Origin of the sequence: Asanoa ferruginea, from assembly GCF_003387075.1 — a bacterium.
Lineage (GTDB): Bacteria > Actinomycetota > Actinomycetes > Mycobacteriales > Micromonosporaceae > Asanoa > Asanoa ferruginea.
Genome location: NZ_QUMQ01000001.1, coordinates 139,396 through 163,110, shown reverse-complemented (window position 1 = coordinate 163,110; position 23,715 = coordinate 139,396). Strand labels below are relative to the sequence as shown.

The 23,715-nt window shown below is 69.7% G+C and carries 23 protein-coding genes; 12 read left to right on the top strand and 11 right to left on the bottom strand.

From position 1 onward, the window contains the following. Nucleotides 1-77: 77 nt before the first annotated feature. Nucleotides 78-1,448 (top strand): glycine--tRNA ligase, encoded by a 1,371-nt coding sequence (locus tag DFJ67_RS00740; RefSeq protein WP_116066087.1) that lies wholly within the window; start codon nt 78-80, stop codon nt 1,446-1,448. A gap of 151 nt (nt 1,449-1,599) precedes the next feature. Here the strand turns inward: DFJ67_RS00740 and DFJ67_RS00735 are convergent, their stop codons facing one another. After that, nucleotides 1,600-2,436 carry an ArsR/SmtB family transcription factor gene (locus DFJ67_RS00735; protein ID WP_239097309.1) on the bottom strand — a complete coding sequence of 279 codons (837 nt, stop codon included), beginning with the start codon at nt 2,434-2,436 and terminating at the stop codon, nt 1,600-1,602. Nucleotides 2,437-2,689: 253 nt separating this feature from the next. Here DFJ67_RS00735 and DFJ67_RS00730 point away from each other — a divergent pair, with 253 nt between their 5' ends. The 3 genes from DFJ67_RS00730 to DFJ67_RS00720 all read left to right on the top strand — a co-directional run bounded on the left by DFJ67_RS00730 (nt 2,690) and on the right by DFJ67_RS00720 (nt 5,420). Beyond that, the gene (locus tag DFJ67_RS00730) at nt 2,690-3,178 is read left to right on the top strand and encodes a tetratricopeptide repeat protein (RefSeq protein WP_116066085.1); all 489 of its coding nucleotides are present in this window, start codon (nt 2,690-2,692) and stop codon (nt 3,176-3,178) included. 11 nt (nt 3,179-3,189) lie between these two features. Further along, nucleotides 3,190-3,981: a class I SAM-dependent methyltransferase gene (locus DFJ67_RS00725; protein WP_116075429.1), complete on the top strand. Its 792-nt coding sequence runs from the start codon at nt 3,190-3,192 to the stop codon at nt 3,979-3,981. 128 nt (nt 3,982-4,109) lie between these two features. After that, nucleotides 4,110-5,420 carry a hypothetical protein gene (locus tag DFJ67_RS00720; RefSeq protein WP_116066084.1) on the top strand — a complete coding sequence of 437 codons (1,311 nt, stop codon included), beginning with the start codon at nt 4,110-4,112 and terminating at the stop codon, nt 5,418-5,420. A 4-nt stretch (nt 5,421-5,424) separates the two neighbouring features. On the opposite strand, the gene DFJ67_RS00715 is transcribed toward DFJ67_RS00720, so the two are convergent. Genes DFJ67_RS00715 through DFJ67_RS00705 form a run of 3 tightly spaced genes read right to left on the bottom strand, consistent with a single transcriptional unit; the run spans nt 5,425 to nt 8,149 of the window. After that, complete coding sequence (locus DFJ67_RS00715) at nt 5,425-6,588, bottom strand: DUF6236 family protein (protein ID WP_116066083.1); 1,164 nt, start codon at nt 6,586-6,588, stop codon at nt 5,425-5,427. Further along, the gene (locus DFJ67_RS00710; RefSeq protein ID WP_239097310.1) at nt 6,588-7,109 is read right to left on the bottom strand and encodes an XdhC family protein; all 522 of its coding nucleotides are present in this window, start codon (nt 7,107-7,109) and stop codon (nt 6,588-6,590) included. The genes DFJ67_RS00715 and DFJ67_RS00710 overlap by 1 nt, the downstream gene beginning before the upstream one ends. Before the next feature lie 2 nt (nt 7,110-7,111). Beyond that, the gene (locus DFJ67_RS00705) at nt 7,112-8,149 is read right to left on the bottom strand and encodes a DNA glycosylase AlkZ-like family protein (protein WP_116066082.1); all 1,038 of its coding nucleotides are present in this window, start codon (nt 8,147-8,149) and stop codon (nt 7,112-7,114) included. 44 nt (nt 8,150-8,193) lie between these two features. On the opposite strand from DFJ67_RS00705, the gene dusB reads away from it, so the two are divergent. Next, entirely contained in the window at nt 8,194-9,312 is a 1,119-nt protein-coding gene (dusB, locus tag DFJ67_RS00700) for a tRNA dihydrouridine synthase DusB (RefSeq protein WP_275407671.1), read from the top strand. A 201-nt stretch (nt 9,313-9,513) separates the two neighbouring features. Further along, entirely contained in the window at nt 9,514-11,196 is a 1,683-nt protein-coding gene (locus tag DFJ67_RS00695; protein WP_116066081.1) for a DUF262 domain-containing protein, read from the top strand. Between the two features lie 80 nt (nt 11,197-11,276). Here DFJ67_RS00695 and DFJ67_RS00690 read toward each other — a convergent pair whose 3' ends face one another. Next, complete coding sequence (locus DFJ67_RS00690) at nt 11,277-11,963, bottom strand: hypothetical protein (protein ID WP_116066080.1); 687 nt, start codon at nt 11,961-11,963, stop codon at nt 11,277-11,279. A gap of 122 nt (nt 11,964-12,085) precedes the next feature. Between DFJ67_RS00690 and DFJ67_RS00685 the strand changes: the two genes are divergently transcribed. From DFJ67_RS00685 to ppdK, 4 genes are all read left to right on the top strand, one after another. Next, entirely contained in the window at nt 12,086-12,664 is a 579-nt protein-coding gene (locus tag DFJ67_RS00685; RefSeq protein ID WP_203783809.1) for a TetR/AcrR family transcriptional regulator, read from the top strand. 68 nt (nt 12,665-12,732) lie between these two features. Then, a complete protein-coding gene (gene lysS, locus DFJ67_RS00680; RefSeq protein WP_116066078.1) occupies nt 12,733-14,439 on the top strand; it encodes a lysine--tRNA ligase in 1,707 nt (568 codons plus the stop codon). A gap of 52 nt (nt 14,440-14,491) precedes the next feature. Then, nucleotides 14,492-14,869 carry a VOC family protein gene (locus DFJ67_RS00675; protein ID WP_116066077.1) on the top strand — a complete coding sequence of 126 codons (378 nt, stop codon included), beginning with the start codon at nt 14,492-14,494 and terminating at the stop codon, nt 14,867-14,869. 180 nt (nt 14,870-15,049) lie between these two features. Beyond that, on the top strand, nt 15,050-17,737 hold the full coding sequence (gene ppdK / locus DFJ67_RS00670) for a pyruvate, phosphate dikinase (RefSeq protein WP_116066076.1): 2,688 nt from the start codon (nt 15,050-15,052) through the stop codon (nt 17,735-17,737). 54 nt (nt 17,738-17,791) lie between these two features. Here the strand turns inward: ppdK and DFJ67_RS00665 are convergent, their stop codons facing one another. The 4 genes from DFJ67_RS00665 to DFJ67_RS00650 all read right to left on the bottom strand — a co-directional run bounded on the left by DFJ67_RS00665 (nt 17,792) and on the right by DFJ67_RS00650 (nt 20,294). Then, entirely contained in the window at nt 17,792-18,163 is a 372-nt protein-coding gene (locus tag DFJ67_RS00665) for a hypothetical protein (protein WP_116066075.1), read from the bottom strand. A gap of 71 nt (nt 18,164-18,234) precedes the next feature. Next, on the bottom strand, nt 18,235-18,729 hold the full coding sequence (locus DFJ67_RS00660; RefSeq protein WP_170215707.1) for a roadblock/LC7 domain-containing protein: 495 nt from the start codon (nt 18,727-18,729) through the stop codon (nt 18,235-18,237). Nucleotides 18,730-18,789: 60 nt separating this feature from the next. After that, nucleotides 18,790-19,809 (bottom strand): ADAM 12 protein, encoded by a 1,020-nt coding sequence (locus tag DFJ67_RS00655; RefSeq protein WP_116066073.1) that lies wholly within the window; start codon nt 19,807-19,809, stop codon nt 18,790-18,792. 104 nt (nt 19,810-19,913) lie between these two features. Next, nucleotides 19,914-20,294 carry a hypothetical protein gene (locus DFJ67_RS00650; protein WP_116066072.1) on the bottom strand — a complete coding sequence of 127 codons (381 nt, stop codon included), beginning with the start codon at nt 20,292-20,294 and terminating at the stop codon, nt 19,914-19,916. A 335-nt stretch (nt 20,295-20,629) separates the two neighbouring features. Between DFJ67_RS00650 and DFJ67_RS00645 the strand changes: the two genes are divergently transcribed. Together DFJ67_RS00645 and DFJ67_RS00640 are read left to right on the top strand one after the other, a co-directional pair. Further along, a complete protein-coding gene (locus DFJ67_RS00645; RefSeq protein ID WP_116066071.1) occupies nt 20,630-20,983 on the top strand; it encodes a VOC family protein in 354 nt (117 codons plus the stop codon). A 10-nt stretch (nt 20,984-20,993) separates the two neighbouring features. Further along, nucleotides 20,994-22,205 carry a deoxyguanosinetriphosphate triphosphohydrolase gene (locus DFJ67_RS00640; protein ID WP_116066070.1) on the top strand — a complete coding sequence of 404 codons (1,212 nt, stop codon included), beginning with the start codon at nt 20,994-20,996 and terminating at the stop codon, nt 22,203-22,205. A gap of 9 nt (nt 22,206-22,214) precedes the next feature. On the opposite strand, the gene DFJ67_RS00635 is transcribed toward DFJ67_RS00640, so the two are convergent. Both DFJ67_RS00635 and DFJ67_RS00630 read right to left on the bottom strand, forming a co-directional pair. Then, nucleotides 22,215-22,451, bottom strand: coding sequence for a hypothetical protein (locus tag DFJ67_RS00635; RefSeq protein WP_116066069.1), 237 nt, complete (start codon nt 22,449-22,451; stop codon nt 22,215-22,217). A gap of 129 nt (nt 22,452-22,580) precedes the next feature. Next, nucleotides 22,581-23,639: an SAM-dependent methyltransferase gene (locus tag DFJ67_RS00630; protein ID WP_116066068.1), complete on the bottom strand. Its 1,059-nt coding sequence runs from the start codon at nt 23,637-23,639 to the stop codon at nt 22,581-22,583. Nucleotides 23,640-23,715: the final 76 nt, after the last annotated feature.

Genomic DNA, 23,715 nt, shown 5'->3' with positions numbered 1-23,715 from the left:
CGTACCGTCGAGCGATCGTTTGTGTGTCTGTCCCTTGACCACCCCCGCCGACCGCCAGCCGGCGTAGGAGGAACCCCATGCCAGCCGATCGCATCGACGCCATCGTCAGCCTCGCCAAGCGCCGAGGCTTCGTCTTCCCCTCCAGCGAGATCTACGGAGGCACGCGGTCGGCGTGGGACTACGGCCCACTCGGCGTCGAGCTGAAGGAAAACGTCCGCCGGCAGTGGTGGCAGCGGATGGTGCAGGAGCGCGACGACATCGTCGGCCTCGACTCCGCGGTGGTGCTCTCCCGTGACGTGTGGGCGGCCTCCGGCCACCTCGGCGAGTTCGTCGACCCGCTGACCGAGTGCCAGTCGTGCCACAAGCGATTCCGGGCCGACCACCTCGAAGAGGCGTTCGAGGCCAAGCACGACCGCCCGCCGACCGGCCTGTCCGAGATCAACTGCCCCAACTGCGGCGTCAAGGGCGCGTTCACCGAGCCGAAGATGTTCAACGGCCTGATGAAGACCTACCTCGGCCCGGTGGAAAACGAGGAGGGCCTGCACTACCTGCGGCCCGAGACGGCGCAGGGCATCTTCATCAACTACAACAACGTGGCGACCGCGGCGCGCAAGAAGCCGCCGTTCGGCGTCGCCCAGGTCGGCAAGTCGTTCCGCAACGAGATCACGCCCGGCAACTTCATCTTCCGGACCCGCGAGTTCGAGCAGATGGAGATGGAGTTCTTCGTCGAGCCCGGCAGCGACGAGAAGTGGCACGAATACTGGCTCCAGGAGCGCTGGAACTGGTACCGCGACCTGGGCCTGTCCGAGGCCAACCTGCGGTTCTACGAGCACCCCAAAGAGAAGCTGTCGCACTATTCGAAGCGCACCGTCGACATCGAATACCGCTTCCAGTTCGGCGGCACCGAGTTCGCCGAGCTCGAGGGCATCGCCAACCGCACCGACTTCGACCTGACCACCCACTCCAAGCACTCCGGCGTCGATCTGTCCTACTTCGACCCCGAGAAGAAGGAACGCTGGGTGCCCTACGTGATCGAGCCCGCCGCCGGCCTGACCAGGGCCGTGCTGGCGTTCCTGCTCGAGGCCTACGACGAGGACGAGGCGCCCAACACCAAGGGCGGCGTCGACAAGCGCACGGTGATGCGCTTCGACAAGCGGCTCGCGCCGGTCAAGGTCGCCGTGCTGCCGCTGTCGCGCAACCCGGAGCTGTCGCCGAAGGCCCGCGACCTCGCGGCGCGGCTGCGCAAGCGCTGGGTGGTCGAGTTCGACGACTCGCAGGCGATCGGCCGCCGCTACCGGCGCCAGGACGAGATCGGCACGCCCTACTGCGTGACGGTCGACTTCGACACGCTGACCGACGACGCGGTGACCGTTCGCGACCGCGACACGATGACCCAGGAGCGGATCCCGCTCGAGGCGATCGAGCGCTACCTGCTCGACCGCCTCTGACACCCGGGAGAACCCGCTGCCACCGAGCCGACCGGGTGCGGCGGTAAATGCCCGAAGGCTTCGCTCGGTCGAGGTCACCGCAGCAGTTTGCCGTCGGCGGCCACCTGTTGTTTCAGCCCTGTGGATAACTGGCGGGGCCGGCCAGCGGGTCCTATTTCGACGCCGATCGGTCGACCGCCGCGCTGCCCAGCGGCGTACGCCGGTAGCGGATCTCGTGTCGGTGCCGTTCGCCGGCGACGAAGCCCGCGTCGCGCAGCACGGTCAGGTGTTGGGAGACGGTGGCCGGCGCGAGCGCGTGCCGGTGTGCGAGCGCCGTCGTCGTCGCGGGCTCGGTCAGGTCGATCAGCAGCGCCGCCCGGGTCCGCCCGATCAGCCGGCCCAGCGCGGCGTCGGGCGGGCCGCTGAGCTCCTGCCAGAGCGTGCCCGCGCCGCGGGCCGGATAGATCACGGTGGGCTGCCACGGCTCGTCGAGCACGACGACCACCTGGTCCCACTTGAACGCGCTGGGCATCAGCAACAGCCCCTCGCCGGCCAGGTCGCGATGGTCGTCGTCGCCGTGCAGCCGGGTGAGGGTGTTGCCGTGCCAGCGCAGGGTGGGGTGCAACTCCGCGAAGAGCCGGTCGAGCCCGCCCTCGGCGAGGCGCCGGCTCTGGAAGCTCACGTCGGCGTCGAGCAGCGTCCGTACCCGCGGCCAGACGGGCTCGACGAGGGCGTGCCACGCGGTGCGGATGAGGTCGGTCAGCATGGCCCGCACCTCGACCGGGTCACCCCGAAGGCGCCGGCCGATCTCGCTGTCCGCCGCACCCTTCGTGTCGTGCAGCGACCGGGTGATCTCGGCGGCGACCCGGTCGGGTGGGGTGCCGGCGATCCGGGCCAGGTCGTCGTCGAAGGTCGCCGACGCCTCGCTGGGCGGCGGTGACAGGAAATCGGGCGTGTAGCCGCGCCGGGGCTGCAACAGGGTGATCGGTCGCAGGTCGATCCCGTTCAAGTGATCGGAGACGGCGTCGAGCCACCGCTGGTGCTGCCCCGGTGACTCCTGCGGCCGGGTGAGCCGGATCGCCGCGAGTGTCTCGAAGGCCGGCGAGGTCGCGAACCGGCAGCGCAGCAGGTCAGCGGTGCTGAAGCGCAGGGTCGCGGCGATGGCTGGCTCCTCCGAAGATTCGTCCAGGGCCGAATCAGTGGTGCGCAGAGTAGCAACCTCCGCAGGATGATCGACACAAGCCGACCGAGGGAGATCAGCAATGAACGCCGACTGGGAGCGCCGCGTCGCCGAGACGTGGGCGGCGATGGACTCGTACGCCGAAGACGACTTCGTCGCCCGGATCGGCCAGCTCGCCGACGAACTGCCGGCCGGTCACGCGGTCGGTCTGTTCGAGCGGGCCGCGGCCCTCGACTCGACCGGGCACTCGGACCTCGCCGTGCCGCTCTACCGCCAGGCCCTCGCGCTCGGCCTCCCGGGCATCCGGCGCCGCCGGGCGACCATCCAGCTGGCCAGTTCACTGCGCAACCTCGGCCGGGCGGAGGAGAGCGTGGCGCTGCTGACCACGGAGCGCGCGGCCGGCAGCGACGAACTCGACGACGCGGTGGCCGGCTTCCTGGCGCTCGCCCTGGTCGACGTCGGCCGCGAGCGCGAGGCCGCGTCACTGGCGCTGGGTGCGCTGGCCCCACACCTGCCGCGCTATCAACGATCGATGGCCAATTACGCCCGCCTGCTCGTCGATGCCCACTAATGTCGTTGAGCGTGCAGGACTTTGTCGTAGACCCCGTTGCCCACAATCGGGCAGCGTGGGACAAGGAGGTCCAGAAAGGCAACGAGTGGTCGAGGCCGGTGAGTGCTGAGGATGTCGAGCGCGCCCGCCTGGGTGACTGGTCGATCGTTCTCATCGGGCGTGCGCCGGTCGACCGCTCCTGGCTGCCGACGGACCTGACCGGCAAGGACGTGTTGTGCCTGGCCTCCGGCGGTGGCCAGCAAGGTCCGATCCTCGCCGCCGCGGGGGCGCGGGTCACCGTATTCGACAACTCACCCGGCCAGCTCGGTCAGGACCAGATGGTGGCGGCGCGCGACGGTCTCGAGGTGCGCACCGTCCTTGGCGACATGCGCGACCTCAGCGTCTTCGGCGACGCGGCATTCGACGTCGTATTCCATCCGGTCTCCAACCTGTTCGCACCAGACTTGGCGCCGGTGTGGCGTGAGTGTTTCCGCGTCCTGCGACCGGGCGGAACTCTGCTCTCGGGTTTCCTCAACCCTGATGTGTACTTGTTCGACCACGAGGCGCTCGACGAACGCGGCGAGCTGATCGTCGTGCACAAGCTGCCCTACAGCGACGTGACGCATTACTCCGCCGAGGAACGCGCCACGAAGTTCGGCGCGGATGCTCCACTTGAATACAGCCACACCCTCACCGACCAGATCGGCGGGCAACTCGCCGCCGGCTTCGTCCTCACCGGCTTCGCGGAAGCGCCGCACCAATCCAACGCATCCGCTCAATACATGTCGAACTACTTTGCGACGCTGGCGGTCAAGCCGGGCTGACCCAGTCGTGGGGCTGGGCCGGCAAGCCAGCGACCGTGGCTGGCCAGGAAGGATCCGATCCCGAAACGGAATGAGAGGCCCATCAACATCGACAAAAACGATGGGCGGGCCAGCCGTACGGGACGCCGATGGCGGTGGACGAGCTGATCCAAGGGCGAATGTGGTGGCACGAGCTCAGCCGGTCGACCACGGTGGACGTGCGCCGCGACGGCCTCGTCGTGGGCCACGACCCGGAGGTCATCGGCGACCTGGTGGTGCGGGACCGGCTCAGCATCGTCGTACGGCTGACGCTTGATCCGGTTGTGATCGATGGGCCGTCCGCGGCGTGGTGGACTGGCGGTAAGGCAAGGCTGCGAACCGTCATGACGCATTTGTCGCGCGTAGGGCGCGCATTCGGCGCGATTGCGCCGCATCTCGCGCTTCGCCAAGCTGGCCAGGTGGTTGGACTCGAGTTCTTCGTCGACGTGGTGGTCAGCGGCACCGTGCTCGGCGTCGGGCTGGAAGAGTCCCCCGACGAGGTGGCCGACGTGTTGGGCAGCGATTTCGCCGAGAACCGCGACCGCGCCGGGCTCCTGCGTGATTACGGCCTCGTGGAGTTCGTGTGGACGCGACACCCCGGATCGCGCACCTGGCAGGCCAACGGGTTCACGGTCCAAGCGCATCGGCTGGGAAGCGTCACCTTCAACCAAGCGCTCGTGGATCGCTATGGAGAGTTCGGTCGGCGTTTGTCGTTCCGGGAGTTGGATGCCGCGGTGGGCGACCTCGGCTACGACCTGCGGGAGATCAGCGACTCTCAGCAGTTCTGGTTCGCCGAGGCGCAGACGTTGACCGTCGTCACCGATGGCGACGTCTGGTCGATCAGCGCACCGCATCCGGCCGAGCGGGTGGCGGCCGCGACGTTGAGCGGGCAGCGCCGGTCGGCCAGGGACGCGCTGGTTCATCTGCTCGATCTCGACGAGCACCAGCGCGGCCGGTGGTTGGATCGCCGCCAGCCGAGCCCGCGTGACGTCAACTGGTGGCTGTACCGCCTCTTGGTCATCCACCAGCACCTGCAGGACCCGTCCCCCAGGCGGGTCGACTGGGTCGAGCTGAAGCTCTGGATGATCCGCCAGGGACGCGATCGCGGCGTGTTCAGCGAAAGCGAGACCGCCATGAAGATCGCGTATTTCACGGGGGAGATGCGTGGCCTGGGCGTCGATCCGGCGGTGCTGCCGTCGGCTGACGAGGTCGTGCGGGCCTGTCTCGGCGCTATTCCCGTCAGTCTGCGCGAGGTGGCCACGGCAGACGACCTCAGTGGTCTCGACATCGGGCAGATGCGTCTGTCCCGGCGGGCGAAGAATCTGGTCAGCGCCGCCCAACGGCACCTGGATCACGTCGTTGACACCGACCTCGCCACGCGGTTGCGCGCGTGGATCGACATCAAGCCGAAGCTGGTCTGATGCGCTAGCGGGAGCGGATGCGGTCCAGCAGGGACCTGCCGGTCAGGTTGCGTTCCGCCGCGAGCAGGTAGGCGACCGGGGATGATCTCGCCCGCTCCCGGTGTGCGCTGATCCGGCCGGTGAGATAGGGCAGCACGGTCATCGCGACCGCCGTCGCCGCCACCGCGAGATGGCCGCCGGCGGCCGCCGCACCGCCGACCAGCGTGCCGGCCGCGGCCGGGACGTCGACCTTGAGGCCGAGGACGCCGACCGTCGACTCGATGCCCATGCCCCGCAGCGCGCCCCGGAGTTCGTCGAGCTGGGGCTGGGTCTTCGACCGGTAGAGCGCTTCGAGATGGGCGCGGGCCACGGCCGGACTCTCAACAGCGGCGATCGGCGCCAGCGATGGCGCGAGGCCGGCGATGTGCTCGCGGAACGCGGACAGCTCGGCGGCGTAGCGCTCCCGGAACCTGATCAGGTTCCCGACCGGCACCGCGTAGAGGCCGGTGGGTCGGAGCACGGCTTCCAGACCTATGTGGAGGTAGGCCAGGTCCGGGTCGTCGCGGGTCGCTCTCGGTGGCAGGTCGCCCAGGAGGAGGTCGACGGCCTGGTCGAGCGCCCCGACGGCGCGGTGCATGCGGGCGTCGTCGGTCGCCGGCGAGAGGAGGTTTTCGGTGGCGACCGCGTCGGCGAGGCAGGCGGTGTAGACGGCACCCACCGTCGGATGCAGGCCGAGCCAGGTTCCGTCCGTCCGGTCGCGTTCGATGCAGAGATCGGCGTCCACCAGCGCGGCGCGCAGGATGTCCGTGACCTTCGACAGGTGCGGGCCGGTGTAGATCCAGAACCGGGCGAAGTCGGCGTTGTCGTCCAGAGCGCCCGGCATCTGCGACGGCGGCATCCGGAACTCGGTCTGGAATGCCTGGCGGCCATAGCGTTCGGCGAGTTGGTCACGGTGGTCGGACACGATGTTGAGGAACCTGGTGGCGACGTGGTGGAGAGCCTCGCGCGACGGCTGCTCGTCGGTGAGGAAGTCGGTCTCAGCGGCGATCTGCCGCACCACGTCACTGTCCCGGTCCCAGATCGCGGTCGACCGGATCCGGACCATGCCGTCCCAGGTCAGCAGCGCGAGCTTGACCCAGTTGTCGTGCTGGAAGTGCATCCACGGGTAGTAGAGCGCCAGCGCGGCCATCAGAACTCGAAGCCACCCGGTCGGGCGTTGCGGTCGGCGATCAGCCCGGCGAGGGTGGCGATGGCGATCTCAGCCGGGGTACGCGAGCCGATGTTGAGCCCGATCGGCCGGTGCACGCGGCCGATCTCGTCGTCGCCGACACCCAGGTCGAGCAGCGCCTTGACGTGTGGACCCTCGTGGTGCGGGTTGCCCATCAGGCCGATCCACCGGGTCCTGCCGGCGAGCGCGTCGCGCAGCAACGTGCCCAGCTCGCCCCGGTGGTGGTCGCACACGACGACATCGGTGTTGCCGTCGAGGCCCGCCGCGTCCAGAGTGGCCACCGCGTCCTCGACGGTGGGGCCGAGCTTGGTCGGATCGGGCTCGACCAGCACCGTGCGGTAGCCGAGGTCGAGCGCATAGCGCAGCAGTTGCGCGGACATCGGCGAGGCGAAGATGGCGACCAGCGTCTTGGGCTCGTCGCGCGGTGCCGGCGCGTCGCCGTGGGCGACGGCGCAGGAGGCGTCATGCACGTGGTCGGTCACGCCTATGACTCTGCCACGACCACCTCGCCGTCGGTTGCCGCCGCGAGCCGCCGTCGGTGGGTCGCCGAGAGCGACCCGAACGGAGTCACCGTGACGGTGTCGGCGCGGCGCCGCCAGGTGCCGGCCACGGCGCCGTCGAGCAGCAGCGCGCCGGGGTTGGCGGTGGGCCGCCAGACCCGCTTGCGGTCGGTCGCGTCGGGCACCAGCAGCTCGCGGTCGCCGAGCTCGAGGATCGGGTCGTTGGGCGGCAGCAGCCACACGCCGTCGGCCGGCGGGGCGGAACGCGCCGCGGCCAGGTCGTCGGGATGCAGGAACAGCCGCCTTCCGTCGACCGAGACCGGGACCACGTCGGCCAGCGCCCACCACCGGCGGGCGGCCGCGGGGGAGAGGCCCAGCCAACCGGCGAGGCCGTCGCGGTTGGTCGGGCCGGCATAGCGCAGGAAACGCCGCACCAACTCGCGCCGGCCCGCTGAAACGTCGCCCACCGGCCCCAGCGCCCCGGTCGCGACGAAGTCGGCCGAGCCGTCGCCGTTGGGGATCAGCCGCAGCCCGGCGGGGAGCGACGCCAGCCGGAACAATGCGTCGTTGACATGATCGACCGCGCACCGGTCGCACCACGGACGGAGCCGGGCATCGACGGTGGCTCGCAGCGAGGTCGACAGCTCGCCCTTGCTCCGCCGCACGCCGTCGGCCATCACCGCGGCCATGGCGGTGGCCACCTCGTCGATGGCCGCTCCCACAGATCCGGACAGCCCGGCGAAGAACGGCCCGAATGACTGTTTGCGCAGGTCGGTCTCCTCCGACGGACGCAGCGCGGCGGCCAGGGCGGGCAGGTCGGCCGCCCGGTGCAGGTGCATCGCGCCCCGGGCGCCGTGCACCAGTGCGAGCCCGGCATCGCCCGACCCGCCGCGGAGGCGCAGGGCCTGGCGGGCGCTCGTACCCGCTGGCGTGTCCTGGATGCCGACCTCGAGAACGTCGGGGACGAGGCCACACACCCGGTGCGCGCGGACGGCGGCGGTGCTGAGCTGTGCGTCAGCCATGAGGGCAGGATGCCCTGCGGGTGTGACAACGTACCCTCGAAGGCGTGTCGCTCTTCCTTGGACCGCACCTGGTCGATCCGCCGGTGGTCCTGGCCCCGATGGCCGGGATCACCAACGTGGCGTTCCGGCAACTCTGCCGCGAGCAGGGCGGCGGCCTCTACGTCTGCGAAATGATCACCACGCGGGCGCTGGTCGAGCGCAACCCCAAGACGTTCAAGATGATCGCCTTCGCCGGTGACGAGCGCCCGCGCAGCCTCCAGCTCTATGGCGTCGACCCCGACGTGACGGCCGCGGCGGTGCGGATGGTCGTCGAGGAGGACCTGGCCGACCACATCGATCTCAACTTCGGCTGCCCGGTCCCGAAGGTCACCCGCAAGGGCGGCGGCGCGGCCCTGCCCTGGCGCCGGCACCTGTTCGCCCGCCTGGTCCGCGCGGCCGTCGACGCCGCCGGCGGTGCGGTGCCGGTCACGATCAAGATGCGCAAGGGCATTGACGACGATCATCTGACGTACGTCGAAGCCGGCCTGGCCGCCCAGGACGCCGGAGTGGCCGCGGTGGCGCTGCACGCGCGCACGGCCGCCCAGCGCTACTCGGGCACGGCCGACTGGGAAGCGATCGCCACCCTGAAGCAGGCACTCGACGTGCCGGTTCTCGGCAACGGCGACATCTGGGAAGCCGAAGACGCCCTGCGCATGGTGGCTGAGACCGGCGCCGACGGCGTCGTCGTCGGCCGCGGCTGCCTCGGCCGCCCGTGGCTGTTCGCCGACCTGGAGGCCGCGTTCGCCGGCCACCCGACCCGCAAGCTGCCGACGCTGGGCGAGGTCGCGGGCGTGCTGCGCCGGCACGCGGAGTTGCTCACGGAGACGTTCGGCAGCGAGCGCGACGCCTGCGTCGACATCCGCAAGCACGTCGCCTGGTATCTGAAGGGCTTCCCGGTCGGCGCGGAGTTGCGCCGGTCGCTGGCCATGGTCTCGAGCCTGGCCGAACTCGACGACCTGCTCGGCAAGCTCGAGGCCGACACACCGTTCCCGCTGGAGACGCTCGGCCAGCCCCGCGGCCGCACCAACGCCCCGGGCAAGGTCCACCTCCCGGACGGCTGGCTCGCCTCCCGCGACACCGACCTGGTCCCCGAGGGCGCCGAAATGGCCGACTCCGGCGGCTAGCCCACGCTCTGAAGCTGCATCGGGCCGGTCGTATGCGCAGTTGCCGGCCCGCCGGTGAAGGCCTGCGCGGTCGTCCGTCTCTCGGAAGGCTGCAGTGTTCAACGGGATTGGCCGACGGATCCATACACGACGGTCGGCTAAGGTGCCCCGTGCGCGGGATTCCTGCCTATGTCGTGTGTTAGCCCTTGAGGAGAGTGGTCGATGTCGTTGAAGGCGCACGAGCATCCGTTGAAAAAGATCTTCTCTGCCGACTTCGACTTCGCGATCCCTGATTACCAACGGCCGTACGCGTGGGGCACAGAGCAGGCTTTGCAGTTGCTCGACGATCTTGAGGACGCTCTCGACCAAGGCTCGACCGAACCCTACTTCCTCGGGTCTCTCGTGCTGGTCAAACCGGATGAAAACCAGCCGGCCGCGCAGGTCATCGACGGACAGCAGCGCCTGACGACACTCAGCATTCTGTTCGCCCTTCTCCGGGATCTGGCTGAGAAGCCCGACGCTCAGGTCGTTCTCGGCGACATGGTCCTGGAGCCGGGGGTTGCCCTGGACGGAATCCTCCCCAAGCCCCGCCTGCGGCTACGCCCCCAGGACTCCGGCTTCTTCGCCGCGCACGTTCAGACCCCAGGCAGGTTCGACGGCTTGCTGACGCTCAGCGATCACGCTCTGGCCACCGACAGCCAACGGGCTATCCGAGACAACGCCAAAGCGCTCCGAGGTCGACTGTCAGCCTGGACTGACGAGAAGCGCAGCGCCTTGGCCGGCCTCGCCCGGAATCGGACGTTCTTGGTCGTCGTCAGCACCCCCGACCTGGCCAGCGCTCACCGCATCTTCAGCGTGATGAACGCCCGAGGGCTCGACCTTGAGCCCTCGGACATCTTCAAGTCCGACGTGATCGGCGCCGTCGATCCAAGCCGTAAGGTGGAATACGCCAGAACGTGGGAAACAGCCGAGCAAAACCTGGGTCGTAAACCGTTTGCGGACCTGTTTCTGCATCTACGCACTATCGTTGCGAAGACTCGAGGTCAGCGGGAACTGCTCATCGAGTTTCCCCAACAGGTGCTCAATGCCTATCTTGAGTCCGGCAGAGCCACCGACTTCATCGACGACATGCTCATCCCATATGCCACTGCTTATTCACACGTGCTCAATCGAGACTACGATCAGCACGACCCCGCGTGGCGTAAGGTCAACAACTGGCTGCAGCGTCTGAGCCAACTTGACAACAACGACTGGCGTCCGCCGGCGATGTGGGCACTCAAGAACCATGATAACGACCCACAGTTCCTCGACGTATTCCTGCGTCGCTTAGAACGCCTAGCGGCAAGCATGCTCCTCCGGCGGGTCTACACGACGCCCCGTGTCACGCGATACATCGATCTGCTCAGACATCTCGATGGCGGAGCCGGGGTCAAAGCTGTCGCCTTCGACCTCAGTCCCGACGAACGACAGGAAACGCGGGAGCAGCTTGCCGGTGAGCTTTACAAGGCGCTCCCGGTGCGGAAGTACGTGCTCCTCAGGCTCGACGAGTTGCTGGCCAACGCTCCCGGGGTCTCCTACGAGCACAAGATCATCAGCATCGAGCACGTGCTGCCGCAGAAGCCGCGAAGTGACAGCCAATGGCTCAAGGATTTCAGCGACAACGAGCGCGCCTTCTGGACTCACCGGCTTGGCAACCTTCTGCTTCTCAACAGAAGCAAGAATGGCCAAGCCCAGAACTACGACTTCGCGACAAAGAAAGAGAAGTACTTCGGGGTTGCGGCCGGTGTCACTGGCTTCGCCCTGACAACCACGGTCGTTACCGAGCCCGTTTGGACGCCAGAGGTAGTCGAACGGCGCCAGACGGAGTTTACGGCAGCTCTGATCAAGGAATGGGAACTCGACTAGTGCGCGGGACTCGTTGATGGCGATGCTTCCCGCGCAACGAGAAGGTGCCCAGGGCGCGAACCCTGGGCACCCCAACCCCCTCAGGCGTACGCAGGTGCCCGGTCTGTGTGTCGGGCGGTGGCCTCCACCCGGCGGGCGCTGCGCAGGATGCTGATGCTCACCGCCAGCGTCCACAGGCTCCACACCGCGCCCATCGTGGCCGTCGTGCCCCAGCCCTGTGCGCTGTAGAAGTCGGCCGCGTCGTCGCCGAAGAAGATCGCCGGGACGAAGGCCAGGTTGATCACCGCCAGTACGTAGGCCGAGCGGCCCACCCATGACCGCAGGAAGCGCAGTCGGCCCACCGTGATGCCGAGGGTGATCAGGAACAGCGCCATCAGCAGGCGGGAGATGCCGCCCTGGAGCAGGTATTGCGCGGCCGCGAACGGGCCCTCCGTCGTCGTGTCGATGTTGTGGTCTACCGAGATCGCGGCGCCGACCTCCATCGACTGCGGCACGAAGACCATCGCCACCCACAGCACGCCCGCCGTCTGCAACACCGTCGCCAGCCAGTCGTAGCGCGGGTCGATGCCGCGGATCAGGTGGCGCAAGCCGGTGAAGAAGACGAGGTAGATCGTGCAGCCCACGCAGCCGATCAGGCTGCGGGTCAGGATGTTCGCGTCCGGCGGGGCGCCGGAGTAGAGGAAGTAGAGCGGCACCTGGCCGACGATGAACAGGCTGGCCACGATGCCGAAGATGCCGACTGACCTGCGGGTTGCTGCCTCGCTCACGGGCGAAGTCCTTCCATAGAAGTATGAGACGAGACGTATCGTCTCGCCGCAAGGAAACAGTAAGCCGACCCCGTGAGACGAGTCAAGACGTCTCGTCTCGCAGATTCGCTATGATCGGCGTCATGACCATGCCCAACCAGGAGAGACGCAGCGATCGGGCGCGGGCCGCGATCCTGGCGGCGGCGCTTGACCTGTGCCGGGAGCAGGGCCTGGCCCGCACGACGATGGAGGAGATCGCCAAGAAGGCGCAGGTCGGCAAGCAGACGATCTACCGCTGGTGGCCGTCGAAGGCGGCCGTGTTGCTGGAGGCCGTCAACGAGCTCGCCGGCCGGGCCACCGACTTCCCGGACACCGGCGATCTCTACGCCGACCTGCACACCCAGATGACCGGCGTGGCGACGCTGCTGTCCAGCCCGCGGCTCGTGCCCTACCTGAGCCTGATCGGGGCCGCCCAGGACGACCCGGACGTGTTGCGGTCGTTCCTCGACGCGATCATCCTGCCGCGCATCCGGGCCGCCGCCGAGCGCCTGCGCCAGGCCCAGAAACAGGGCCAACTCCGCGAAGACGTCGACGTCGACGACGTGATCGAGCTGCTCTACGGCCCGTTCTACTACCGGGCGCTGATCCGCACCCGGCCCGTCACGCTGGCCCAGGTCGACGAGGTGCTGCGGCTCGCCCTGAGCGGCGTCGAGCCCCGCTAACTGATTACTCGACGGCCACACCCGTGCGGTAATTTTGCCCGAGCACGAAAACGGGCGAAGGGGTAACTGTGGCGCAGGCAATCGAGTCGGACTGGGTGGCGCGGTTCGCCGACGAGGTGATCGCGGAAGCCGACCGTCGGGCGCCCGGCAAGCCGATCGTGTGCGCGAGCGGGCTGAGCCCCTCCGGGCCCGTGCACCTGGGCAACCAGCGCGAGCTGATGACACCGCACCTGGTGGCAGACGAGCTCCGCCGGCGCGGCCGCGAGGTGCGCCACGTGCTCTCCTGGGACGACTTCGACCGGTTCCGCAAGGTGCCCAACGCGCCGGGCGTCGACCCGTCGTGGGAAGAGCACATCGGCAAGCCGCTGACCGAGGTCCCGGCGCCGGCCGGCAGCGAATACCCCAACTGGGCCGAGCACTTCAAGGCTCCGCTGATCGCGGCGATGACCCGGCTCGGCATCGAGGTCACCCCGATCAGCCAGACCGCGATGTATACCTCCGGCGCCTACCGGGCGCAGATCCTGCACGCGATGAGCCAGCGGGCCAAGATCGATGAGGTGCTGGGGCGTTACCGCACGAAGAAGAAGCCCGGCAAGGCCGTGACCGACCCCGACGAGCTGGCGGCCGTCGAGGGCTCCGGTGCCGCGAGCGAGGAAGACGGCGGCACCGCGTCCGGCTACTACCCCTACAAGCCCTACTGCTCGAAGTGCGGCAAGGACACGACAACCGTCACGGCGTACGACGACGCGACCACCGCACTGACCTACACCAGCGCCTGCGGCCACAGCGAGACCGTTCTGCTGAGTGAGTTCAACTACGGCAAGCTGGTCTGGAAGGTCGACTGGCCGATGCGCTGGGCCTACGAGGGCGTGGTGTTCGAGCCCAGCGGCGTCGACCACAGCTCGCCCGGCTCCAGCTTCGTGGTCGGCAGCCAACTCGTGCGCGAGGTCTTCGGCGCCGAGCCGCCGATCGGCCCGATGTATGCCTTCGTCGGCATCAAGGGCATGGCCAAGATGAGCAGCTCGCGCGGCGGGGTGCCGACCGCCGCCGACGCGCTGGAGATCATGGAGCCGCCGTTGCTGCGCTGGCTCTACGCCCGGCGCCGGCCCAACCAGTCCTTCGACATCGCGTTCGACCAGGAGATCCAGCGGCTCTACGACGAGTGGGACGGGCTCACCGCGCGGGTCGAGAACGGCACGGCCACCAGCGGTGACGCCGCCGCCTACGGGCGCAGCGCGAGCACCGCCGCCGGTCCGCTGCCGCTGACCCCACGCCCGGTGCCCTACCGCACGCTGGCGTCCATCGTCGACATCACCACCGGCAACGACGATCAGACGCTGCGGATCCTGCGCGACCTCGACCCGGCCGACCCGGTCAAGGACCTCGACGAGACCCGGCCCCGGCTCGACTGCGCCAGCAACTGGGTGCGCACCCAGCTCACCCCCGACGAGCGCACCCGGGTGCGCGAAGAGCCCGACGCGGTGCTCCTCGACGGCCTCGACGACGATCAGCGCACGGCGCTGCGGATGCTCCGCGAGGGGCTCGCCGACCACTGGTCGCTCGACGGGCTGACGACCCTGGTCTACGGCGTACCCAAGAAGCTGCTCGGTCTGCCCCCCGACGTGAAGCCGACCCCCGAGCTCAAGGTCGCGCAGCGGTCGTTCTTCGCCCTGCTCTACCGGCTGCTGATCGGCAAGGAGACCGGGCCGCGGCTGCCCACGCTGCTGCTGGCCACTGGCGCCGACCGGGTCCGCCAACTGCTCGGCGGGTCGTAGGCTCGAAGCTGGGGGAACGCACCGCGCCGGCCGACCTGAGGAGGGTCGTCCGATGAAGGGCAGTGTGACCCATTTCGAGATTCCGGCCGACGACGTCGCGCGGGCCGAACGCTTCTACGCGGAGTCGTTCGAGTGGAACATCAAGGACATGCCCGAGATGTCGTACGCCATGCTGGGCACCACGCCGAGCGGGCAGGACGGGCGCCCGAAGGATCCCGGCGCGATCAACGGCGGGATGATGAAGCGCAGCGGCATGTTCACGGCGCCGGTCGTCACGATCGACGTCGACGACATCGACGCCGCGCTCGCCACGGTCGAGAAGAACGGCGGGAAGACCCGGATGGGCCGCCAGGCGGTCGGCGACATGGGCTTCACGGGCTACTTCTCCGACACCGAGGGCAACCTGATCGGACTGTGGCAATCGGCCTAGCCCGGCCGAGGCGTGCGCGCTTTTGCGCGGGAAAACGCTCCCACGACTGCCCGTGTGCGTAGCGTTGTGCTGATAGTCACCGAGGGCTACCAACCGGCCTGAAACTCCGCTTAACCTGCGCCCACGGTGGGAATGGGTAACTGAGTGGTCGTTCAGTGTTGAGCGCGCGGGAGGACTTCGGTGACAAAGTTCGTCTATGACTTCGCGGAAGGAAACAAGGATCTCCGCGACCTGCTCGGCGGCAAGGGCGCGAACCTGGCGGAGATGACCAACATCGGGTTGCCGGTGCCGCCCGGCTTCACGATCACCACGGAGGCCTGCCGGGCCTACCTCGACTCGGGGCGGGAGCCGGAGGGCCTGGCGGTGGAGATCGCCAAGCACCTCGACGGCCTCGAGTCGGCGATGGGGCGCAAGCTGGGCGAGCCCGGCGACCCGTTGCTGGTCTCCGTGCGCTCCGGCGCGGCCTTCTCGATGCCCGGCATGATGGAGACGGTCCTCAATGTCGGGCTCAACGACGCCTCGGTCGACGGGCTGTCCCGCCAGGCCGGTGGCAACGACCGCTTCGCCTGGGACTCCTACCGGCGGCTGATCCAGATGTTCGGCAAGACCGTCTGCGACGTGCCCGGCGACGAGTTCGAACACGCGATCGACGCGGCCAAGCAGGCCAAGAGCACCGACGACGATCTCGACCTGGACGCTGACGACCTGCGTACCCTGGTCGGCTCGTTCAAGAAGATCTTCGCCAAGCACACCGGGCGGGACTTCCCACAGGACCCGAAGGAACAGCTCGACCTGGCGATCCGCGCGGTCTTCGAGTCGTGGAACGCCGACCGCGCGGTGCTCTACCGCCGGCAGGAACGGATCCCGACCGACCTGGGCACGGCGGTCAACGTGGTGGCGATGGTGTTCGGCAACCTCGGCGCCGACTCCGGCACCGGCGTCGCCTTCACCCGCGACCCGGCCTCCGGCGCCCAGGGCACCTACGGCGACTATCTGGCGAACGCGCAGGGCGAAGACGTGGTGGCCGGCATCCGCAACACCATCCCGCTCCAGGATCTGGAAAAGCTCGACAAGACGTCGTACGCGGAACTGATGCGAATCATGGCCACGCTCGAGGAGCACTACAAAGACCTCTGCGACATCGAGTTCACCATCGAGCGCGGCAAGCTCTGGATGCTCCAGACCCGGGTGGGCAAGCGGACCGCGGCGGCCGCGTTCATCATCGCCGCCCAGCTTGTCGACGAGGGCGTGATCGACCTCGACGAGGCGCTGCACCGGGTCACCGGCGCCCAGCTCGGTCAGCTGATGTTCCCGCGCTTCGACCTGTCCGGCCGGCCGAGTCAGCTCGCCAAGGGCGTCGGCGCCTCGCCCGGTGCCGCGGTTGGCAAGGTGGTCTTCGACGCGCAGACGGCGAAGGACATGGCGGCCGGCGGTGATGACGTCATCCTGGTGCGGCGTGAGACCAACCCCGACGACCTGCCCGGGATGATCGCCGCGCAGGGCATCCTGACCTCCCGCGGCGGCAAGACCAGCCACGCGGCCGTGGTCGCCCGCGGGATGGGCAAGACCTGCGTCTGCGGCGCCGACACCGTCGTGGTCGACGTGCGGGGCAAGAAGTTCAGCGTCAACGGTACGACCGTCGCGGAGGGCGACGTGATCTCGATCGACGGCACCACCGGGAAGATCTACCTGGGCGAGGTGCCGGTGCAGCCCTCCGAGGTGGTCCGCTACTTCGAGGGCACGCTCGACCCCGCGCAGACGGATGACCACCTCGTCACCGCGGTGCACCGGATCATGTCGCACGCCGACGCGCGGCGCCGGCTGGCGGTGCGGGCCAACAGCGACACCGGCACGGACTCGGCCCGGGCCCGCCGGTTCGGCGCGCAGGGCATCGGGCTGTGCCGCACCGAGCACATGTTCCTCGGTGACCGGCGCGAGCTGGTCGAGCGGCTGATCCTGGCCAACACCCCGACCGAGCGGGACGCGGCGCTGGACGAGCTGCTCCCGTTGCAGCGGGCCGACTTTGTCGAGATCTTCCGCGAGATGGACGGGCTGCCGGTCACCGTCCGGTTGATCGACCCGCCGCTGCACGAGTTCCTGCCGCCGCTCGAGGAACTCGCGGTGCACGTGGCCGTCGCGCAGGAACGCGGCGAAGACGTCGGCCGCGACGAGAAGCTGCTCGCGGCCGTGCGCCGGATGCACGAGCAGAACCCGATGCTGGGGCTGCGCGGTGTGCGGCTCGGGCTGGTCATCCCGGGCCTGTTCGGGATGCAGGTGCGGGCGATCGTCGAGGCCGCGGTCGATCGGGCCAGGGCCGGCGGCACGCCGAAGCCGGAGATCATGGTGCCGCTGGTCGGCGCCGTGCAGGAGCTGGAGACGGTGCGCACCGAGGCCGAACGGATCATCGCCGAGGTGGTCGCCGACAGCGGCGTCGAGGTGTTGATCGGCACGATGATCGAGGTGCCGCGGGCGGCGTTGACGGCCGGCCAGATCGCCGAGGCCGCGCAGTTCTTCTCCTTCGGCACCAACGACCTGACCCAGATGTCGTGGGGCTTCAGCCGCGACGACGTCGAGGGCGCGTTCTTCTGGCGCTATCTGGAACTGGGCATCTTCGGCATCTCACCGTTTGAGTCGATCGACCGCGACGGGGTCGGCCGGCTGATCCGGATCGCGATAGAGGAGGGCCGCGCCGCCCGCCCCGATCTCAAGCTGGGCGTCTGCGGCGAGCACGGCGGCGACCCCGACTCGGTGCACTTCTTCCACGAGGTCGGGCTCGACTACGTGTCGTGTTCACCGTTCCGGGTGCCGATCGCCCGCCTCGAGGCGGGCCGCGCCGCCGTCGAAACCGACGGCTCCGACAGCCGTTAGTGGCCGGGTGCTCCGCGCCCAGCGAACTGGGCGCGGAGCAACGGGGAGCCTTCTTTAGAGCTCCATCTCCGCTTCGATCTTGCGGAGCTGGTGGCGGGCCATCGCCAGGTTGGCGCGGCTGCGCTGAAGTGCGATGTAGAGGAACAGGCCCTTGCCGGCTCGGCCGGTGAGCAGCCGGATCATGTGGTATTGCGTGTCGAGGCTGATCAGGATGTCTTCGATGCCCTCCTTGAGGCCGAGCATCTCGAGCGTGCGCAGCTTCGCCCGCACCACATCGGTGTTGCCGGCCGCCGCGACCGTCAGGTCGAGGTCCTTGCCGCCACCGACCACGCCCAGCGACATTCCGCTGGTGTAGTCGACGAGCGCGACACCGATCGCGCCTTCGATCGTCATGCACTCCTTGAGTGCGGTGTCCATGTCAGTCATGAGCCTGTCCTCCGTTGTGTTCGGGCCTACGGTCCGGGCCGCCGAAGCCGACGACGGTCTGGGCCGGTGTTTCAGGAACGGGCAGCGCTGGGTCGGCCCGATCCGGTGGGGCGGGTGTTGCGGCGGGGCAGCGGTTCTCGCGTCGGCGGCACCGGCGGCGGTGTGCCGCCGTTGGGTGCGCGCCCCGGGGGTTGGGCGGCGAGCGCCTCGACGAGAGTGCCGAGCCGTTGCGCCACGATGCGGGAGGTGCGGTGCACCAGGGCCAGGTTGGCCTGGGGCATGGCGACGACGGTCAACAGCGCGCCGGCACCGGCGACGTAGCTGACCAGGCAACCGCCGTCGGCCTGGATGACGGTCTCGCGGTGGAGGCCGAGGCCGACTGTTTCGGCGAAGCGCCGGCCGAGGCCGACCGTGGCCGCGGCCATCGCGGCGACCGTGTCGGGCTCGACCCGGTCGACGTCACTGGCGATGAGCAGCCCGTCGGGGCCGGCCAGGACCGACCCGACCACGTCTGGGACCTCGCGCAACGTGCGTAGCGCGGCGGCGATCGCGCGATCGGTGTCCACTGGCGGTGTGTCTCCTTCGGTCTGGGTGTCGGCGGCCGGCACGGGCCGGCGGACCGCGGGTCATCGCAGCGCCTTGAGCGCGGTGCGGATGCGCTTGAGCAGTGCCTCGTCGGCCGGGACGGGCGGTGGGGAAGTGCTCTCGGGCGGATCCGGGAGGACAGGGAGTCGTTCGCCCGGTGCGCGCCGGGGCAGTGCGGGCAGCGAACCCGGCGGTGCCGGCGCCGGGACCGAAGCGCGGATGGGCGGCGCGGGGCCGTCGGGCTCGACGGGGGTGCGCCGGCGGGGGACCTCGACCCTCGGCTTGGCCGCCGGCTCGGCAAGCGGGGGTGTGCTGCGCGACGGCCGCTCGTCGCGTCCACTGTGTATCGGCAGCGGCAGGGCGCCGGCCGGCAGCGCGACCAGGCCGTTGGCGGCGAGCCGACGGACCTCGGTGAGCACGGCGTAGCCGGCGCGGCCGAGTGCCCGGGCCAGGGCGGTCGGGGTGAGCGCGCCGTCGGCACGACCGACGATCTCCCATTGCAGGGCGGAGAGCACCACCCGCGGCGTTGGTGGCCGCCGGATCGGCAGCAGCGGGGCGTGGTCGAGCCCGGGCTCGGGGTAGATCTCGTCGAGCAGCTTGCGCCGCCGGGCCGACTCTTTGCCCAGGACGGCCGCGTCGACCGAGGTGACGGCGCCCATCCCGTGTGTCTCGCCGTCGACGAAGCGCAGCATCGCGCTGGCCGAGCCGAGCGCGAAGTAGGCGGCGTCGTAGATCGCGCCGAGCACGCACAGCTCGAGCTCGCCGTGGGTGAGGTGGCCCTGCTGCACCAGCCAGGCACCGGGTCGCACGTCGGCCTTGCCGGCCGCGCCGCCCCGGGCGAGCGCGGCCAGCCAGGTCTGCTCGGCCAGCCGGCCCGAAGCGGTGAGCAGGTCGCCGATGCCGGGGGAGCTGCCGGACTCGGCGAAGACCACCTCACCGGCGAACAGGTAGAGGCAGTCGTCGGTGCCGATGTGGAGCGCACCGGTCGCGCCGGCGGTGGCCAGTTGGGTCAGGGCGCGCCGCGGCGAGCCCGTGCGGGGGATCCGGACGGACTTGGCCAACGCTCCTCCTGACAGGTCGATTGCTACGGGCCTTCCGGATCTAGGGGACATGTCCTGGGCGGCCGAGGCCGCGTGTGGGTAGGTCACCGGGTGGGTGGCTGCGGCTAAGCCGCGACGAGGTCGTCGGCGAGGATGCGGATGCGCCGCTGTGCGACGGCCAAGTTGCCTTCGTGGCGGTCGAGCCACACGTAGAGCAGCAACCGGCTGTCGAAGTCGGTGCGGATCATCCGGAGCAGGTGGTAGCCACCATGCGTCGTGATGACCACGTCTTCGACCAGGTCATTGGGTCGCGTCGACGCGAAAGGTGCGCGGCTGGTCGCCGCGTGTATGACGTCGGACGAACCAGCGGCGGACGCGTCGGGGTCACCGGTGGGCGCATTGCCCGCCCAGGCGAGCGCGAAACCGGTCGTGTAATCGACCACGCTCGCCCCGATCGCGCCGGGGATGGTCATCGCCTGCCGGAGGCAGTCGTCTATGCCGGACACACGTGCTCCTCCACCCGGGTGGTGCCTCCCGCGTCCACTCCGGCCAGAGGGCGCACGAGAATCCCGGGTAACGGGTCGGGGCCGGGAAGTTAGCCGGCCATGACGATGTGCTTCCGCGAAACTACTCCCAGGCGAAGATCGTCCGCAGCTGTCTCACCCTCGGCGATCGGCCAGCAACTATGGACTGATCGGGTATTGCAAACCGGGTCGAGATGGGCATGTCTCACTCCCAGCCAGGTTGCCGACCGAACAGGGCGCACCGGCGATCGTGGGCGTAACCTGGCGGACACCTTCTCGTTCCCGTCCGTCCGCGCTGTCCGCATCGGAGGTACCTCATGGGCAATCGCTGGGAGAACCTGGTGGTGGACGCGCGCGACCCGGCCCGGCTGGCCCGGTGGTGGGCCGAGGCGCTCAACTACCAGATCACCTACGAGAAGCCCGACGAGGTGGAGATCCGGCGGTTGCCCGACGAGTTGCCCGGGCTGGTTTTCGTCCCGGTGCCCGAGGCCAAGCAGGTGAAAAACCGGCTGCACATCGACCTGCGCCCCGACGACCAGGAGGCCGAGGTCGAGCGCCTGGTCGACATGGGTGCGCGGCACGTCGACGTCGGGCAGCCGGCCAGCGGCGGCTGGATCGTGCTGGCCGATCCGGAGGGCAACGAGTTCTGCGTGCTGTCGCCGAAACAGTAGGTTTGACCATGTGACCACTGGCGACGCGGAGCGCTGGGTGCCCGAGCCGCCCAAGGACACCGGGGCGGGGCGCGGCCCCTACGAACGTGACCGGGCCCGGGTGCTGCACTCGGCGGCGTTTCGCCGGCTGGCCGCGAAGACCCAGGTGCACATGGCCGGCACCGACGACTTCCTGCGCACCCGGCTGACCCACTCGCTCGAGGTGGCCCAGATCGGCCGCGAGATGGGTGCCCGGCTCGGCTGTGACCCCGACGTGGTCGACGTGGCCGGGCTCGCGCACGATCTGGGGCATCCGCCCTTCGGGCACAACGGCGAGGCCGCCCTCGACGAGTTGGCCCGATCGTGCGGCGGCTTCGAGGGCAACGCGCAGACGCTGCGGGTGTTGACCCGGCTGGAGGCCAAGGTGCTCGGCGCCGGGCTCAACCTGACCCGGGCCTCGCTGGACGCGACCTGCAAATATCCGTGGCAGCGCGAGCCGGGACGGCGCAAGTTCGGCGTCTACGAAGACGACCTGCCGGTCTTCGGGTGGCTGCGGGAGGCGGCGCCGGAGCCGGAGCGGCGCAGCCTGGAGGCCCAGGTGATGGACTGGGCCGACGACGTCGCCTATTCGGTGCACGACGTCGAAGACGGCATTCACGGCGGCTATGTGCGGGTGCGCTCGCTGATCGACGACGCCGACGAGCGGGCGGCCGTGTGCCAGGCCGTGGCGGAGACCTATTCGCCGGAGCCGGTCGCGACGCTCGCGCCGGTGCTCGACGGGCTGCTCGCCGACCCGGCGCTGGTGGCGGTCGCCGACCACGACGGCAGCTATCGGGCGCAGGCCGCGCTCAAGGGCCTGACCAGCGTGTTGACCGGCCGGTTCGTCGCGGCCGCGGTGGAGGCGACCCGGGCCGCGCACGGCACCGGCGTGCTGAGCCGCTATGCCGCCGACCTGGTCGTGCCGCCGCTGATCAGGGCGCAGTGCGCGCTGCTCAAGGGCATCGCGCTGCGCTATGTGATGCGCCGGCCGGGCGCCCGCGACCGCTACGAGCGGCAGCGCGACGTGCTGGCCGAACTCGCGGCGGTGCTGCTCGACCGGGCACCCGAGGGTCTCGACCCGGCGTTCGCGGCGCAGTGGAAGGCCGCCGCCGACGACCCGGCGCGGCTGCGGGTCGTCATCGACCAGGTCGCGTCGCTGACCGACCCGTCAGCCGTTGAATGGCACTATCGGCTGACCCACTGACCCCGGCGGTCAGTGGGCCGGGCCGATGTCGCGCAGGGCCAGGGCGCCCACCGCCTGGGCGCGGACCGCGAAGGCGCCCGGCGTCAGCCGGACCCGTCTGGACGGCTCCTGGTCACCGCGATGACGGCCGCGGCCGTGCCGGCGCTTGTTGACCCGGTTGAACAGGCGCTTGCGGTCGGCGTCGGCGATCAGGTCGCGCTGGTGGTCGTGGGCGATGGTGAGCATGAGATCGGGGTGCTGATACATCGTGGGCTCCTGTCGGCTCTCGGTGATGTATCCATCCTGTTCGGACGGGCGCATCCCGACATCGGGAGCCGTTCCCTAACTTGCCGCCGCCACCCTCCTTAGCCGCACCCCGGCCGCGCCTAGGTATACCTAGTGGGTGAGGTGGTAGAAGCGGAAGAACGCGAAATCGTCGATCGGCAGCACCTCGAGATCGGCGAACCCGGCCTGTTGGGCATAGCCGCGCAGCACGTCGGGGCGCATCACGGTGCCGGTGGCGACCGAGCCCGGGTGCGACATGCTGTCGGGCAGGCAGACCAGCGTGCTGAAGCCGTACATCAGACGCTCGATGTCGTCGCCCGGCGCCAGGAACGCCTCGCCGACCGCCTCGTCCATCACCACGACCGGCGCACCGGGCCGCACCGCGCCGCGCATCGCCGCCAGCACCTCGACCGGTCGGGGCAGGTCGTGCACGCACTCGAACGCGAACGCCGCGTCGTAGTCGCCGGTGCCGGGCAGCCCAGCGCTGGCGTCGACCAGGTGGAACGCGACCCGGTCGCGCAGACCCGCCTCGCGGGCGTTGGCGGTGGCCATCGCCACCGACGGCTTGTCGACGTCGAACCCGTCGACCCGGGCGTCCGGGTAGGCCCGGGCCAGCGCGATCGACGACCAGCCCGCACCGCAGCCCACGTCGACGATCCGCGCGCCCGGCCGGCGCAGCGCCTCGTCGAGCGGGCCGACACCGGCCAGCGCCGCCGGCAACGCGTGCTCGAACCACGGCCGGTTGATGTCAGCCTGCGCCTCGCGCATTTCGGTGCCGAACGTCGACCAGCCCACCCCACCGCCGTCGCGGTAGGCGCTGACCAACGCCGGCAACTGGATCGCGGCCGCCGCGAAGGAACTGGCCAGCGGCGCGAGATAGTTGAGGCTGCCGGCGTCGGTGAGCACTTCCGCGGCACCCGGCGGCAGGGTGAACCGGCCGTCGGCCGACGCGGTGAGGATGCCGCACGACGCCTGCTGCTGGAGCCATTCGCGGGCGTAGCGCTCGACCCCGCCGGCCCGCTCGACCAGCTCGTGCGGGTTGGCCGGGCCGCCGTCGGCCAATGCCCGATACCAGCCGAGCCGGTCGCCGAGGTAGACCGAGAGGATCTCCGCCGTGCCCAGCGCCGAGCGGAACATGCGATCGGCGAACTCTTCCGTGGTCTGTGTCATCCGGTGGACGTTAGCCACCGGGCGAACATCGCACCGCGTAAAACGCTACAGAGTCTGGTTTCTGCGAGACTGTCCG